General features: G+C 35.6%; 17 protein-coding genes. 1 reads left to right on the forward strand and 16 read right to left on the reverse strand.

The features are described 5' to 3' along the window. Positions 1–248 precede the first annotated feature (248 nt). The 8 genes from J0N78_RS06845 to yneA form a co-directional block, all read right to left on the reverse strand. Complete coding sequence (locus tag J0N78_RS06845; RefSeq protein ID WP_209122287.1) at positions 249–893, reverse strand: tyrosine-type recombinase/integrase; 645 nt, start codon at positions 891–893, stop codon at positions 249–251. Positions 894–1,056: 163 nt separating this feature from the next. Then, positions 1,057–1,272 carry a YneF family protein gene (locus J0N78_RS06850; RefSeq protein ID WP_075386040.1) on the reverse strand — a complete coding sequence of 72 codons (216 nt, stop codon included), beginning with the start codon at positions 1,270–1,272 and terminating at the stop codon, positions 1,057–1,059. Positions 1,273–1,391: 119 nt separating this feature from the next. Further along, positions 1,392–1,832 (reverse strand): sporulation inhibitor of replication protein SirA, encoded by a 441-nt coding sequence (gene sirA, locus J0N78_RS06855; protein ID WP_209122288.1) that lies wholly within the window; start codon positions 1,830–1,832, stop codon positions 1,392–1,394. Positions 1,833–2,034: 202 nt separating this feature from the next. Next, positions 2,035–4,032 carry a transketolase gene (gene tkt / locus J0N78_RS06860; protein WP_209122289.1) on the reverse strand — a complete coding sequence of 666 codons (1,998 nt, stop codon included), beginning with the start codon at positions 4,030–4,032 and terminating at the stop codon, positions 2,035–2,037. Between the two features lie 139 nt (positions 4,033–4,171). Continuing rightward, positions 4,172–4,411, reverse strand: a complete 240-nt coding sequence (locus tag J0N78_RS06865) for a DUF896 domain-containing protein (RefSeq protein WP_209122290.1) — start codon at positions 4,409–4,411, stop codon at positions 4,172–4,174. Between the two features lie 267 nt (positions 4,412–4,678). After that, a complete protein-coding gene (locus J0N78_RS06870; protein ID WP_209122291.1) occupies positions 4,679–4,876 on the reverse strand; it encodes a hypothetical protein in 198 nt (65 codons plus the stop codon). Between the two features lie 582 nt (positions 4,877–5,458). Next, positions 5,459–6,115 (reverse strand): YneB family resolvase-like protein, encoded by a 657-nt coding sequence (locus J0N78_RS06875; protein ID WP_209122292.1) that lies wholly within the window; start codon positions 6,113–6,115, stop codon positions 5,459–5,461. Positions 6,116–6,120: 5 nt separating this feature from the next. Then, complete coding sequence (yneA, locus tag J0N78_RS06880; protein WP_209122293.1) at positions 6,121–6,414, reverse strand: cell division suppressor protein YneA; 294 nt, start codon at positions 6,412–6,414, stop codon at positions 6,121–6,123. Positions 6,415–6,567: 153 nt separating this feature from the next. Here yneA and lexA point away from each other — a divergent pair, with 153 nt between their 5' ends. Next, positions 6,568–7,194, forward strand: coding sequence for a transcriptional repressor LexA (lexA, locus tag J0N78_RS06885; protein WP_209122294.1), 627 nt, complete (start codon positions 6,568–6,570; stop codon positions 7,192–7,194). Between the two features lie 96 nt (positions 7,195–7,290). On the opposite strand, the gene glnA is transcribed toward lexA, so the two are convergent. The 8 genes from glnA to J0N78_RS25735 all read right to left on the reverse strand — a co-directional run bounded on the left by glnA (position 7,291) and on the right by J0N78_RS25735 (position 15,229). Next, positions 7,291–8,640: a type I glutamate--ammonia ligase gene (gene glnA, locus J0N78_RS06890; protein WP_209122295.1), complete on the reverse strand. Its 1,350-nt coding sequence runs from the start codon at positions 8,638–8,640 to the stop codon at positions 7,291–7,293. A 41-nt stretch (positions 8,641–8,681) separates the two neighbouring features. Further along, on the reverse strand, positions 8,682–9,080 hold the full coding sequence (locus J0N78_RS06895) for a MerR family transcriptional regulator (RefSeq protein WP_209122296.1): 399 nt from the start codon (positions 9,078–9,080) through the stop codon (positions 8,682–8,684). Between the two features lie 305 nt (positions 9,081–9,385). Beyond that, positions 9,386–10,654, reverse strand: a complete 1,269-nt coding sequence (locus J0N78_RS06900) for a methionine gamma-lyase family protein (protein ID WP_209122297.1) — start codon at positions 10,652–10,654, stop codon at positions 9,386–9,388. Positions 10,655–10,681: 27 nt separating this feature from the next. Next, entirely contained in the window at positions 10,682–11,947 is a 1,266-nt protein-coding gene (gene hflX / locus J0N78_RS06905; protein WP_209122298.1) for a GTPase HflX, read from the reverse strand. Between the two features lie 64 nt (positions 11,948–12,011). Further along, on the reverse strand, positions 12,012–12,974 hold the full coding sequence (spoVK, locus tag J0N78_RS06910; RefSeq protein WP_209122299.1) for a stage V sporulation protein K: 963 nt from the start codon (positions 12,972–12,974) through the stop codon (positions 12,012–12,014). Between the two features lie 230 nt (positions 12,975–13,204). Next, on the reverse strand, positions 13,205–13,441 hold the full coding sequence (gene hfq / locus J0N78_RS06915; RefSeq protein WP_209122300.1) for an RNA chaperone Hfq: 237 nt from the start codon (positions 13,439–13,441) through the stop codon (positions 13,205–13,207). A 25-nt stretch (positions 13,442–13,466) separates the two neighbouring features. Next, positions 13,467–14,414 (reverse strand): tRNA (adenosine(37)-N6)-dimethylallyltransferase MiaA, encoded by a 948-nt coding sequence (gene miaA, locus J0N78_RS06920; protein WP_209122301.1) that lies wholly within the window; start codon positions 14,412–14,414, stop codon positions 13,467–13,469. Between the two features lie 20 nt (positions 14,415–14,434). Further along, on the reverse strand, positions 14,435–15,229 hold the full coding sequence (locus J0N78_RS25735) for a class I SAM-dependent methyltransferase (protein WP_209122302.1): 795 nt from the start codon (positions 15,227–15,229) through the stop codon (positions 14,435–14,437). Positions 15,230–15,286 lie beyond the last annotated feature (57 nt).

Here is a 15,286-nt window from a genome sequence, read left to right on the forward strand (position 1 = left end):
TTAATTCCCAAACCAGTAACGCCTTAGAGGTTAGAGGTTAAAAATTAAACAATTAGACTTATACCATTGATTATGTATTTTAGACTCTCAGAAACCACATAAATAAAGGTTTTTACCCTTCTTAAAGCGTTACATTTTCCCTGTGTTTTCTTACACGTTGTCTTGTTGCTTCTTTACGTTTAACATCTTTACAGAAACTACAATACTTTTGTCTATTATTCTTTTTCTTTAATGAATCTCCACACTCTTTACAGTAAATAAGTAAGAAAATAATGATCTGTTTCAATTAACCTATCTGAAAAGTAATCTTTTTTAATTCGTTCGTATCGAATAAGTATTTTCTTTAAGTGTGGACTTATAAAGACATTCCGTTGTTTTCTACCTTTACCATTGATTAAAATTGTTGTTTCTCCTAGATCATTATTTTTCAATCCTCTTAGCTCAGCCGAACGAAGACCACAGTCGGCTAACATTGCTATAATGGCCTTATTGCGTGCTTGAAAATAATCATTATAAGTAAAAGCATTGATCATTCTTGCTACTTCATTTGCAGTAAATCCAGTTATCAGTTTTTTAGGGACTTTAGGCATATCCACTTTGTTCATGGGGTTTTCTTTGAGATATTCTTCTTTAACACACCAATTAAAGAATGCTTTAACCATCTTGAGCATTGAAACAATACTTTGTGACTGTAATCCTGCTTGCTGTTTGTAACGAATGTAAGCCTTTAAATCATGACTGGTTATACTTTCAATTTCTTTAATTCCTCTCTTCTCATAGATGAAGGCTTTAAAGTGTTTGAATTCATGCCGTTTATTAGAAATAGTCTTTTCGGTAAATCCTTTTGTTAAATTATCGTGTATGTATTCGGCTAGTAAAGCCTCTAATAACAACAAAAAACCACCTTCTTCTGCTTAATCATTCAAACAGAAAAAAGTGGTTTTTTATAAAAGTAGAAAGATTAACCATAATTCATGGAGAAAAATTAACCTTTCTATTTACTTTTAAAGTTTATAATTTATCCTTATGTGGCTGAAAAGCCTGATTTGACGGGATTTATTTAGACGTTTGTTTTTGCATCGCCTTCATCATTTGATTAATTTTCTTCTGTGACGGATTTTGTCCCATCTGCATCATCATAACTCGTAACATTTGTTCATTAATCGGTGGGTTTTTCTTTAAATAGTTCATCATTGTTTTACGGGCAATAAAAAAGCCAATCGCAATACCACCAATTAGGCACAATGTACCTACTAGGATATTAATCCACATAAAACTGCTTCCTCCTTCATGTTGAAAAACATTTTCATCAAATATTATAGAATGACTAGTACAATCTTACTTATTATAACGTAACCCACCTTTGATTAAAAGTCCTAAACGAAAAATCTTTATACGAGTTTCACTTGTTTAATTGGGTTTAACCATCCGTAGCGATAAGTTGAAACATCTAATGCAAAAAAGGTAGGACTCATTTTTCGCATTACTTCAAAAAACATCACTTCCGCTTCGTAAGATCCTTCGCTTACCATGTGTATATAGTCTGAGAATATAAAAACTTGTGCTTTACTCAAAGGATCACCCATTTGGATACGGTGTGCGTGATTAAAAAAGAAGTAGTCAGTTCGGTGTTTAAATGCTTGAAGTAAGCTTTGCTGTAACTTCATTACAGGGATAGAATTTGAAATATATTTAATCTGTTTTTTAATAATGGTCTTATTTTCATCAAATGCTCTAGTCTCGTCTAAAAATAAATGGAACAGTTTAGATTCTTGTCCAAAGTAATTTTGGGCAACCTCTTCATTAATTAGGTAGATATCATATTTTCTCATCATAATCCCTCCACCATTTTAGACAAGTATAATATAGGGCGAAGAAAATAATTGTCACTTTAATGGAGAACATACCTTCTAATTTTGTCGATTAATAGAAAAAATGAATATACCTTCTTCAATAATGATGTTCTAACACAATAGAAAGAGACTGACATTTTAAATAGTAGTCAGTCTCTTTCATTAATTTTAATATATTGTATTATTTTTGAAGCATTGCTTTTACACGCGCAACAATGTTCTCTACGGTAAATCCATATTCTTCCATAATTTTTTCTCCAGGTGCTGAAGCCCCAAATCGATCAATTGCAATCACATCACCATGATCACCAACATATTTGCTCCAACCGAGAGAGGATCCCATTTCAATACCTAGTCGTGTTTTCACGTCACTCGGGATGACTTTTTCTTTATAATCCGCAGATTGCTTCTCAAAGCGATCCCAGCTCGGCATACTTATGACAGATGTAAAAATACCTTCCTTCTCTAATACTTTTTGTGCCTCTACTGCTAATGATACTTCAGAGCCACTTGCTAATAGAAGAGCATTGCTTTGACCTTTAGCTTCAGAAACAACATAAGCACCCTTCTTAACACCCTCATATGAGGAAGCTTGAGTCGTTTCTAATGTTGTAAGATTTTGACGAGAAAGGACGAGTAATGTTGGCTGATCTTTACTTTCTAAAGCAAGTCGCCAAGCAGAAACTGTTTCATGACCATCTGCAGGACGAATAATTGAAATATCTGGCATTGCTCGTAATGAAGCAAGTTGCTCTACAGGTTCATGTGTAGGACCATCCTCACCAACGGCAATACTATCATGAGTAAAAACATAAATAACAGGAAGCTTCATTATTGCAGATAGACGAATGGCCGGACGCAAGTAATCAGAAAATACAAAGAACGTCGAACCGAAAACTTTAACTCCGCCGTGAAGAGCCATTCCATTAACTGCAGCTCCCATAGCAAACTCACGAACTCCAAACCAAATATTTCTACCGCTATAGTCTTCACGGTTAAAATTACCTGTGTTTTTCATCAAAGTTTTATTCGATGATGCTAAATCAGCAGACCCACCAATTAATTGTGGTACTGTAGCTGCAAAAGCATTAATTGCATCTCCAGAGGCAGAGCGAGTTGCCACACCTTTACCAACTTCATAAACAGGTGCATTATCAGTCCATCCTTCCGGAAGTTGTCCATTCACTGCCATTTCAAATTGCTTAGCAAGCTCAGGAAAGGCATTTTTATATTCCGAAAATAACATATTCCATTCGGCTTCCTTTTTAGCACCTTCTTCTTTTACATTTGCATAATATTCTGCTACTTCATTTGGAATATGGAACTCATTCTCATATGCCCATTGATATGTTTCCTTTGTTAATTTTACTTCATCCGCCCCTAATGGCGCTCCATGTGAAGCAGATTTTCCTGATTTATTAGGTGAACCATAGCCAATGGTAGTCTTAACTTCAATTAGAGTAGGGCGTTCATCTGCCTTTGCGGCCTCAATAGCCTTACCTATCTCATCAAGGTCATTCCCGTCTTCTACACGAATGACTTGCCACCCATATGCTTCATACCGTTGTTGAACATTCTCTGAAAATGACATGTTTAAATCTCCGTCCAAAGAAATGTCATTTGAATCATACATAACAACAAGACGACCAAGCTTTAAATGTCCAGCAAGTGAAGCAGCTTCTTGAGAAACTCCTTCCATCAGGTCACCATCACCACAAATTGAATACGTATAGTGATCAACGATCTGGAAGTTATCTTTATTATATGTACTTGCTAAATGACGTTCAGCCATTGCCATTCCAACTGCCATCGCTACCCCTTGTCCTAGTGGACCTGTTGTTGCCTCAACACCAGGTGTATGACCATACTCTGGATGTCCCGGCGTCTTACTTCCCCATTGTCTAAAGTTTTGTAGCTCTTCGATAGATAAATCATAGCCAGTTAAATGTAAAAGGCTATAAAGCAGCATTGAACCGTGCCCAGCAGATAGAACAAATCGGTCACGATTAAACCAATCTGGATTACTAGGATTATGAGCCATATATTTGGTCCATAACGAAAATGCCATCGGTGCTGCCCCCATAGGCATACCAGGATGCCCCGAGTTTGCTTTTTCTATGCTATCAATAGATAACGTTCGGATCGTGTTAACTGCTAAATTTTCTACGTGAGTTGTCATCCTTTTTTCACCCTTCCTATTATGTCAAATAGTATATATACGTTTTTCATCATATACTTTCTTGCCCATTTTAACAAGGAATCAAAGTAAATTTTATCTAATAAAGATAGCATTTACAATAAAAAGTAAACCTATCCTACTAGTGTTGGAACCCTTTGTTCCCCTTTTTAGCATCTTTTAATTTTTTTGGGGTCACATCTTGACCTTTTTCATCGACAACTTTAACCGAATGAAGTTGCTCTTTAAACGAAGTTCTAAATGTTTTAACATACTCTGCTCGTAATTTCTTTTGTTCTTCAACCTCTTTTTTAGTTAGACCTGTTGTCTTTGAACGATTAGCAAGTTCGTTTATTCGTGCAATTTTTTCTTTAGATAACATTGAGTTCCTAGATACTAAAATCTATGATACATAAAAGAAGTTGGAGCTTTCTCCACTTTCTCAATTATTTAGTACCCAGGCTACACCTCCTTTTAATTTTGGTATCATAGTTCTATTGTATCATGAGCAACATTCCAAATTTACGAAGTGCTACTTAATAAATTTTATCATAATTTTTAGTAGTATCCTCAATTGAATAGAAAAGATGTCCTTAGTTTAGGGATAGGACATCCTTTTACTAGTAATAAAACTGTTATTTTAATAACATCATTTTTTATCGAACATAGATAGCATTTCTTTAAACATATTGTTTACTAACTCTGGATTATCTGTCATCGTTTTTAAAACCTCATCCAAATTAGCGGAGTGCTCAATGGTAGTTTCAGTTGCTTCATTTGATTTATTTTGCACTTTTTCATTAATTGCCTCTTTTAAATTGGGATTACTTGCTATATTATTAGTCATTTGCTGTAACCAAACTCCTCCACTAGTTGTCAAGTCTGAGTTTTTTGAATTTTCTTTGTATACATCAATAAATTGGTAATAGAGTATGGTAGTTACTTTTTAATTATCGGAAAAATGAGGTGACAAAGTTTACCTCATTTTTCGTCCAAAATAGTAATAGTTATTTTGAGAAAAACTAGAATTCATTAATATCTGTAACTACTATAGGGTAGCATATTCAACTTAACCTTAAAGACGTACTTTATACTGTGAGATTTCATCAATTCATATATAGTGGAGGTGAAGTTTATATCATTCGGTTACAAAAAAAGGTGCTAATTCTAGCTTCAACCTATTTGTGTTCTTACTATTTATTCTGTTGATCATTATAGTTTTATTTGTATTTGGTGGAGTTCCAGGACCGACACCATTATAGTTAAACAAAGAGAGGCTAACTAATTAATTGCTTTATGTTAGCCTCTCTCCATATATACTCTCTATTTTCAAACTTCAATAGAAATGCTGTAACAGTTCTGCATTAGTCATATTGAATTCCTAAAGACCACCCATTTCTTCTAGGATAAACATGTCAACTAGTGTTGATCAACTTTGTTGCTTTTTTCTTTTTTCAACGTATTCTAAATAGCGTCGATTAACAGTTGCTTTTGATGTATCATAACCGATCCCATTTAAAAAACTACTAATCTCAGAAAACGTAAGTCCTTTCTCTCTCAGTCTAAGAATTTCATCGATAGGCAAGTCTTTTCTTTTTCTTCCACCTAATTGATGCTTGGATAAATTGTTTTCTGGCTGAAATCCGTTTTTTATAGCTTTCTTCATACCTCTTTTAATTTTTAAATTATGTAATTTCCGTTGATACTCTTCGACAATACTAATAATATCCATTAGTATCGTATCCATTTCAGTGGGCTCTAGCTCGTTCCCAAAATTCGCTAAGGTATAAACCTTTTTATTCATCTTTCTAATTTGATATAGTAATGCTGTTTTCGTGTGACCTCTGCCAAGTCGTGTATCATCTTGGATGAGAAGTACATCGACATCATTTCTAAGTAATTCTAATACTTCAATAATACCCTCTCTATCGTTTTCAAAGCCACTTTGTCGTTCTTTTATGACTTTTATTACATCAAGTTGTAATTGGTTAGCTAATTCTAACAGCTCCTCAGCCTGTCGATTCAATGAAGATGTTTGTTCATCATTATTTGTACTCACCCTACAGTAAATAACTGCTTTATTCACTTAATTCACCTACTACTTTTTTCTACCGGTATGATTAAAGTTTGTCCAGCGATTAAATTACTTTCTTCCATTTCATTCGCTTGGATCACCCATTGTATAAACTCATCAACCGAGAATGGATGATCATAGTTAGTTGCAAAGCCCCAAATCGTATCTCCTTCCTTAACGACAACTTCAATAGGTTCAGCTAAACCTTGCTTTTCTGCCCCAACAACTGTCATAAATGCCAAAAAAACAATTGAAAATATAAATATAATTACTAAAGTTATTTCTTGTCGAGTTAAATTTATTACTTTCATTACTAATCACCTCGTAGGAATGTATGTTCTTATCTATCATTTTAAATAAGAACACCCATTCGTGTCAATATCAAATTAGAACTTATGTTTGCATCCCTTTTTTTGACATGATATACTTTAATTAAGATTAATTGGATAAATGAGGTGTCAGTGATGACAAAATTATCAAAAAGACAACAAGAAATCTTAGATTATATTAAAACTGAAGTACGAAAAAAAGGCTATCCACCATCTGTTCGGGAAATTGGTGAGGCTGTTGGGCTGGCATCAAGTTCAACTGTTCATGGACATTTGTCACGACTTGAAAAAAAGGGACTAATTCGTCGAGACCCTACTAAGCCAAGAGCTATCGAAATTATTGATCAGGAAGAAATAGAAGCTGAACAAGGGATAGACACTAGAACTGCATTTGTTCCGGTCATTGGTAAAGTAACCGCTGGACAGCCAATCACTGCGATTGAAAACGTTGAAGAGTATATTCCATTACCTGAACGGTTAGTTTCAAATGACTCTGTCTATGTGCTTATTATTGATGGAGATAGTATGATAGAGGCAGGGATATTCGATGGAGATATGGTCATTGTACGTCAGCAACAAACTGCAAATAATGGAGATATTATTGTCGCAATGACTGAAGAGGATGAAGCAACTGTCAAGCGATTCTTTAGAGAAAAAGACTATATCCGTCTTCAACCAGAAAATTCGACTATGGAACCAATTATTCTAAAAAGTTGTACCATCCTCGGAAAAGTAATTGGAGTTTTTAGAACGATCCATTAAAAAATACCCCAAACTTGGGGTATTTTTACCTTTTCGATATAATAACAAATCCAATTATAACGAAAAGGAGACACCTTAAGTGTCCCTTTTTTTTCATTAATATAGTGAAAGGTACTGCTCGCGCTCCCAAGGATGAACTTGTGTACGGAACATATCCCATTCGATTTCTTTTGCCTCAACAAAGTGTTCTACGGCATGCTCACCTAATGCTTTGACTAGCACTTCATCTTTTACAAGCTTATCCATCGCTTGCTTTAATGTTGCTGGTAAATCTTTAATTCCTTCTTCTTCACGCTCTTCTTTGCTCATGATATAGATATTACGGTCTGTAGCTTTTGGTGGTGTTAATTTACGTTTAATTCCGTCAAGTCCAGCAGCTAACATTACAGCCATTGCTAAATACGGGTTAGCCGCAGGGTCTGGAGAACGTACTTCTACACGAGTACTTAAACCGCGCGAATTAGGGATACGAATTAATGGACTACGATTACGCATAGACCATGCTACATATACCGGTGCTTCATAACCTGGTACTAAACGCTTATAAGAGTTTACAAGAGGGTTAGTAATTGCTGTGAATCCTTCGGCATGCGCTAAAATACCTGCTAAGAATTGCATTGCCGTTTCACTTAACTGTGAATCTGTAGACTCATCAAAGAACGCATTTCCTTCTGCTGTGAATAATGACATATTACAATGCATCCCTGAACCATTTACACCAAATAATGGTTTCGGCATAAATGTTGCATGTAACCCATGCTTACGAGCAATCGTTTTAACAACAAGTTTAAACGTTTGAATATCATCACACGCTTTAACCGCATCAGCATATTTGAAGTCAATTTCATGCTGTCCTGGAGCAACCTCATGGTGAGATGCCTCAATTTCAAATCCCATTTCTTCTAACTCAAGAACGATATCACGGCGGCAGTTTTCACCTAAATCTGTCGGTGCTAAATCAAAATATCCGCCTTTATCGTTTAATTCTAATGTTGGTTCACCTTTTTCATCATTTTTAAAAAGGAAAAATTCTGGTTCTGGCCCAATGTTAAATGATGTAAAACCTAATTCCTCTGCTTCTTTTAGTACACGCTTCAAGATTCCACGAGGGTCACCAGCAAACGGCGTTGGAGCTTCGCCTGGCTTTCCTGGTTGGTATACATCACAAATTAAACGAGCCACTTTACCTTTTTCAGAGGTCCATGGGAAAATCACCCATGTATCGAGATCTGGATACAGATACATATCTGATTCTTCTATACGCACAAAACCTTCAATAGATGAACCGTCAAACATCATTTGGTTACTTAATGCTTTTGGAAGTTGATCAACTGGAATTTCAACATTTTTGATAATACCCATTAGATCTGAAAATTGTAGACGAATAAATCGAACATTTTCCTCATTTGCAACTCTTAGAATATCATCTTTACTAAATTTAGCCATAATATGTATTCCCCTTTCGAAATTTATCAAAAGAATTGATTTTAGTGGAAGAAGCGTGAAAGTTGCCCCTGTATAATAGAAGCTTTCCCATTTCGACCAGCCATTATCAGTTCATTTTTTAAATGTTTACGAAGTTCTTTGTCTGAAATCTCAATTTGTTCATGTGAGTGAGCTAAACCGGTTATCTCAACAGCCTTTTCATTTAGTTCAAGAATTTTCTTGATTCCTGAAATATTTATACCTTGTTCAATCAGTGCTTTGATTTCTAAAAGCCTGTCAACATCATTAAATGAAAATAACCTTTGATTACCATTAGTTCTCACAGGGTGAACAAGTTGATGCTCTTCATAATAACGAATTTGTCTTGCTGACAACTCTGTTAGCTGCTTCACAATTCCAATTGGAAACAATGGCATATTTCGACGAATTTCATCGTTCATAACCGGACCCCCCTTCACTAGAACCTACTATAAGAATAATTGATGATAGCATTGGTGTCAACCTATGTCAGAAAAGTTCACATTGAATACGTTCAAATTATGACTTTTTTCGAACAGTTTATAAAAATTGAATTTTCCTTGGTAACACCTACAAGTTTTGTTAAATACAAGTAGGAATATGTAAACAATAATCCATTTTTTTAATTTATTTTAATATTAAAAAGAACTTAGGTACAAACCTAAGCTCATCATTATTTAATATCTGTGAATTTACCAATATCCTTTTACTTTGTAAATCACTATATTTATATTGAAAAATGGTTTTTTTCTAGTAAATGATTTACCGCTTGGATTACTGCGATTTTTACGTGAGAGTATGTTAACCCCCCTTGTACAAAAGCTACATAAGGCGCGCGAAGCGGACCATCCGCGGTTAATTCTATACTCGCTCCTTGAATAAACGTTCCAGCCGCCATGATAACGTCATCTTCATAGCCTGGCATTGGACTTGGTTGAGGTACTACATGTGAATTAATTGGAGATGCTTGTTGGATGGCCTGGCAAAAAGCAACCATTTTATCACGATTATTAAATTGTACCGATTGAATTAAATCGGTCCGTTTTTCGTCCCAAGCTGGAGCCGTATTCATCCCGAGATTTTCAAGAAATGCAGCTGTAAAATGGGCTCCTTTTAATGCTTGGGCAACTGTATGTGGTGCCAAGAAAAAACCTTGGTACATTTCAAGTAAACTGTATAAAGAGGCCCCCCCTTCTGCTCCAATACCCGGTGCAGCTAGTCTATAAGACGCTAATTCAATTAACTCTTTTTTCCCTACTAAATATCCACCTGTTTTTACAATTCCACCACCAGGATTTTTAATCAGTGAGCCCGCCATTAAGTCTGCCCCTACATGACAAGGTTCTTTTAGTTCTACAAATTCACCGTAGCAATTATCTACAAAAACGATTACATCTTTTTTAATTTCTTTTACGAAACGAATCATCTCTTCAATTTGTTCAATTGTAAATGACGGTCTGTTATCATAACCTTTGGAACGTTGAATTCCGATCACCTTCGTCTTCTCTGTTATCGCTTGTTCAACTGCTAAAAAATCAACTGCTCCACTCTCTGACAATGGGATTGCATTATATGAAACTTGGAAATCCTTTAAAGAACCGTTTCCATCCCCCCGAATCCCTACTACTTCTTCTAGTGTGTCATAAGGCTTACCAGTCATATATATCAATTCATCTCCAGGTCGTAGCACCCCAAATAACGCAGTAGCAATGGCGTGTGTACCAGAAATGATTTGTGGGCGTACTAACCCTGCTTCAGCTCCAAATACATCAGCATAGATCGCTTCAAGCGTATCTCGCCCTGTATCATCATAACCATAACCAGTAGATGGTGTAAAATGAAAGTCAGCTACTTGAAATTTCTGAAAGGCTTGTAAAACTCGAAGTTGGTTTGTCTCTGTTATTTGCTCGATTTCATCAAAGCGATTTTTTAATTTCTGTTCTGTCTGCTCTACAATAGATTGTAAGTGCTGCCCAAATGAGAATTGTTCGTACATAAATATTCTCCCTACTCCTTGTTAAGTTTATCGTTTTTTTAGTTGATATGCTAAGGAATGGTTAGGGTGAACATACCCCTCACATTCATATGCTTCTACATCTTCATTCCAGCTTTGTCTAATAAGGATCGTTTCCGTTTTTACTTTTGATAATAGCTTCCCCTCTGTGGAGAGGATTTGTGCTTTATAATAGACCATATCTTTCTTAAGTAGACCTTCCATTTTTTCCGATAAACGTTTAAGGTGTTCATGCTCTTTAGCTGATATTAAAATTTCAGATGAATGTACAATGACTCTTTCTTGGTCCTCTATTAAATCAGCCTTATTATATACTGTTAACATGGGGATTTCATTAACTTCCAGGTCTTCTAATAGACTCAATACCGTTTTTTGATGCTCAATAAAATTTTTATGCGATGCGTCAATAATATGTAATATGAGATCTGCTTCGCGAACTTCCTCTAGTGTGGAGCGAAAAGCTGCAATTAAAGTTGTCGGTAAATCTTGGATAAACCCAACCGTATCCGATAATAACACATTTAATCCACTTGGAAGCTTAAATTTTCTTGTAGTCGGATCTAAAGTCGCAAATAACAAGTTTTGCTCTAATGTATCAGCAGCTGTTAAGCGATTAAGAATCGTTGACTTTCCAGCATTTGTATAACCAACTAGCGCAATTTGTAATACTTGATTTTCTTTTCTGCGCTCACGATATTGCTTACGATGTTGAACAATGGTTGCTAATTGTTCTTTAATCTCATCCATACGACGCCGGATATGTCTTCGATCGGTTTCTAATTGAGTTTCACCTGGTCCACGTGTACCAATTCCTCCACCTAGCCGCGATAACGCTAATCCTCTTCCCATCAAACGAGGCAGGAGATAATTTAATTGGGCAAGCTCTACTTGGAGCTTACCCTCTTTAGATTGCGCCCTTTGCGCAAATATATCTAAAATGAGCTGCGTGCGGTCGATTACACGCACAGAATCTCCACAAATTGAAGAGATGTTTCGAATTTGACCAGCTGATAGTTCATCATTAAAAATGATAACATCTGCTTCTTTTTCCTCTATTAATAATGAAAGCTCTTCAATTTTTCCCCGACCTAAATATGTCGCAGGGTCAATTGATACTTTCTTTTGCTCAACTGTCGCAACAACTACTCCTTGAGCAGTTGTTGTCAAAGCCTTCAACTCTTCCATCGAATATAAAAAATGATCATCCGTTCGATCTTTTGTTTGACATCCAGCTAAAATGACACGTTCTTGTGTTTCACTTTTTACTTCTCGCAATATGAATTCACAACCTCTATTATCTATTCCGTCTTGAAGATATTACACATTGATCTATTAATTGTCAAGAAAACGGTTGAACTCTTGACTTTTCAAAGTCAAAATCTTCAGCCTTAAGTGTAGAGAGTGACTGGCGATCATACTTACCTTCAAAAAGTAGACGAACAGCCTGCGTGCGAATTGCTTGCTCAATTAAGTTACGTACAAATCTTCCATTACTGAAGGTTCTCCCGTACTCGCCTTTTATTTTTCTTAAATATTCCCGAATTTTTTGTTCCCCTTGTCTTGAGAGTTGATACTCTCTTTCAGCTAACATAATTTGGCTTATTTCCATTAACTCTTCTGTCGTATAGTCCTCAAACGGAATAGTTATCGGAAAGCGTGAAGGAAGACCTGGATTTAGTGATAAGAAGTAATCCATTTCTCTTCCGTATCCAGCAAGGATTAATATAAAATCATGCTGTTGATCTTCCATTGCTTTTACAAGAGTATCAATTGCTTCTTTTCCAAAATCTTTTTCGCCACCTCGTGCTAACGAATACGCTTCATCGATAAAGAGAACACCACCAAGCGCTTTCTTTAACACTTCTCTCGTTTTTTGTGCGGTATGTCCAATATATTCGCCTACTAAATCTGCTCTTTCTACTTCAATTAAATGACCTTTCGATAAAACTTCCATTTCATGAAACAATTTGGCAATTAAACGAGCGACTGTCGTCTTACCAGTACCAGGATTTCCTTTAAATATCATATGCAATGATTGTTTTGAACTTTTCAAACCATTTTCTTTACGACAATTATTAATGTACAGCCACGCATATACTTCTTTTAATAAACTTTTCACATCATGTAATCCGACTAATGATGATAATTCTTTTTCCATTCGTGCAAGTACTTCATGATTTTCTAGCAATGTATTTTCGAACGATTTTTCTTTTAAAGATATATTTACTTGCTCTCTTGTTTTTTCACGGTTCAGGACAACATTAATCTGTCCTTTTGAGCGGGTAACTGTTGTATCTTTCATTGTTTCACCCCTCTATATACAATCGGTTACAATACTATACGCAAATGCCTAATTATTGTGACAAATGCCTATAAAATTTTATTAATAATAGTAATTGAGTTAGCTACATAAGCTAAAAAAGAAAAAAGGGTAACTCGCATTGCGCAAGATACCCCCGTCGATATTTAAATAAAAATATCACGATTATAAGATACACTTGCACATGGAGTCACCCTTACCAATCCCATTAGTTATGCTTGCTCTGGATCAATATTCACTTGAACATTACGCTGTGGAGCAAATGTAGAAATAGCATGTTTATAAACAAGTTGCTGTTTTCCTTCACTCTCGAGGATAATTGTGAAATTATCAAAAGCTTTAATTAATCCACGTAATTGGAAACCGTTTAATAAGAAAACAGTAACTGCAATATTATCCTTGCGTAGTTGATTTAGGAATTGGTCTTGAATATTAACGGATTGCTTCATTTATTAGTCCCCCTTCTATGTACTGTTAATTAATTTCGCTATAATTATAAAGCTTTCCTTCTATAAATTGTTGAATTTCTGTAATCTTTTTATTAAAGTTTGTATTGGTCATGTCGAACCAATGAACATTTGCTTTGTTACGAAACCATGTAAATTGTCGTTTCGCATACCGTCTCGAGTTCCGTTTAAGGAGTTCAATCGCTTCCTCCCTAGTAACTTTACCTTCTATGTAATCATATATTTCTTTATAACCGATTGCTTGAACTGATTGGCAACCCCTAATCCCTTGATCATATAATCGTTTTGCTTCTTCAAACAAACCTTGATCAATCATAATATCAACTCTTTTATTGATTCGTTCATATAATTGATCGCGATCCATCGTTAAACCAACGAAGACGAAATCATATGGCGCTTCCTCATTTTGAGATTGCTGATATTCAGATAACGTCTTTCCCGTTCGTTTAATTACTTCTAATGCCCGAATGACTCTTCGATAATTGTTCGGGTGAATTGTAGCATAACTTACCGGGTCAACATCTTTTAATTTATGGTGGAGTTGATCGACACCATGCTCTTTTACAAACTGTTCCATCTCTTCACGAAATGGTAAATCTGTAGACATTTCAGCAAAATTAAAATTATGAATGACTGAATTAATGTATAATCCAGTGCCTCCAACAATAAAAGGTAACTTCCCTTTTTTATTTAACAAGCTAATAAGCGGCTGTACAAGGCTCTGAAATTCCGCAACTGAGAATGGCTCATCAGGTTCTTTAATATCAATTAAGTGATGTGGAATACCTTCCATTTCTTCTTTAGTTACTTTGGCAGTACCGATGTCCATTCTTTTGTATACTTGCATCGAGTCACCACTAATCACTTCGCCATCTAACCTTTTCGATAACTCAATTCCCATTTTAGTTTTCCCAACCGCTGTCGGACCAACAATAACTACAAGCTTCTCCTTCATTACACCACCCTTTGTATCCTTTACATTTCTTTATCGTGATTGTCTAACTCTATATATCCAAAATGAAATTTTGCCGTTTTCCTCTTCATAACAGCAAAATCAAAGGTAGCAAACCGATCACTTTTCCAGTAGTCTTTTAACACGATACGTCGCTTTGCAACTCGCTTAGCTTCTATTATGGCTTCTTCTGATAATGTATGGTACATAGCTAACTCCTTTAAAGGAGTTATGCCTTGAGAAGTTTGAAGGTCCGCTTCGAACATTGGATCAAAATAAACAATATCGTAACTATTATCTTCTAAACTACGTAGAACCTCTAGGTGACTTCCATTGATTACCTGTATCGAACGCATTGCTTGATTGAATAATTTATTTCCAGAATCCCATTGTTTCAAACCTTCTTTTACGATATAGGCTATCGCACCACTCTCTTCAATCCCAACTACTTTTCCATTCGAGCCCACTACTGCTTTAGCAATTATCGCATCCGAAGCAAGGCCTAAAGTACAATCTAATACAGACATCCCTTGTTGTAACTGAGATGCTTCTATGTATGGGTCATATCCGTCATTTTGCAATCGCTTAAAACGAAACATTGCTGAATTTGGATGGAAAAAGAAAGGGTCACTTGAATATGTTGAGTAATAGAAGAGCTTCTCTTTTCCGACAACGAGTATGTCTTCTTGAAGCTCTTCTATCATCTTCTCAATTGGCCTGTCATTTCTGTGAATAAATGGTGCACGTAATTCGAAACTTATTTTTTTGGACTGTTCTACTAATTGGCGATTATGCTTTAAGGCTGTTGTAATATACACAGTATCTCTCCACGTCATATAATGCTTCCATATTATAGACTTTTTTCAACCCATTGG

The sequence above is a fragment of the Alkalihalobacillus sp. BA299 genome (genome assembly GCF_017745675.1).
Lineage (GTDB): Bacteria > Bacillota > Bacilli > Bacillales > Bacillaceae_F > Alkalihalobacterium.

Excerpts from the sequence above, each read along its gene's own strand:
- sirA (WP_209122288.1), bottom strand. The coding sequence starts at position 1,832 with ATGAGAAAATATGATATCTACCTAATTAATGAAGAGGTTGCCCAAAAT.
- tkt (WP_209122289.1), bottom strand. The coding sequence starts at position 4,032 with ATGACAACTCACGTAGAAAATTTAGCAGTTAACACGATCCGAACGTTA.
- lexA (WP_209122294.1), top strand. The coding sequence starts at position 6,568 with ATGACAAAATTATCAAAAAGACAACAAGAAATCTTAGATTATATTAAA.
- J0N78_RS06870 (WP_209122291.1), bottom strand. The coding sequence starts at position 4,876 with ATGACTAATAATATAGCAAGTAATCCCAATTTAAAAGAGGCAATTAAT.
- J0N78_RS06850 (WP_075386040.1), bottom strand. The coding sequence starts at position 1,272 with ATGTGGATTAATATCCTAGTAGGTACATTGTGCCTAATTGGTGGTATT.
- spoVK (WP_209122299.1), bottom strand. The coding sequence starts at position 12,974 with ATGAAAGATACAACAGTTACCCGCTCAAAAGGACAGATTAATGTTGTC.
- yneA (WP_209122293.1), bottom strand. The coding sequence starts at position 6,414 with ATGAAAGTAATAAATTTAACTCGACAAGAAATAACTTTAGTAATTATA.
- hfq (WP_209122300.1), bottom strand. The coding sequence starts at position 13,441 with ATGAAGCAATCCGTTAATATTCAAGACCAATTCCTAAATCAACTACGC.
- J0N78_RS06895 (WP_209122296.1), bottom strand. The coding sequence starts at position 9,080 with ATGAACGATGAAATTCGTCGAAATATGCCATTGTTTCCAATTGGAATT.
- glnA (WP_209122295.1), bottom strand. The coding sequence starts at position 8,640 with ATGGCTAAATTTAGTAAAGATGATATTCTAAGAGTTGCAAATGAGGAA.
- J0N78_RS06900 (WP_209122297.1), bottom strand. The coding sequence starts at position 10,654 with ATGTACGAACAATTCTCATTTGGGCAGCACTTACAATCTATTGTAGAG.
- miaA (WP_209122301.1), bottom strand. The coding sequence starts at position 14,414 with ATGAAGGAGAAGCTTGTAGTTATTGTTGGTCCGACAGCGGTTGGGAAA.
- J0N78_RS06865 (WP_209122290.1), bottom strand. The coding sequence starts at position 4,411 with ATGTTATCTAAAGAAAAAATTGCACGAATAAACGAACTTGCTAATCGT.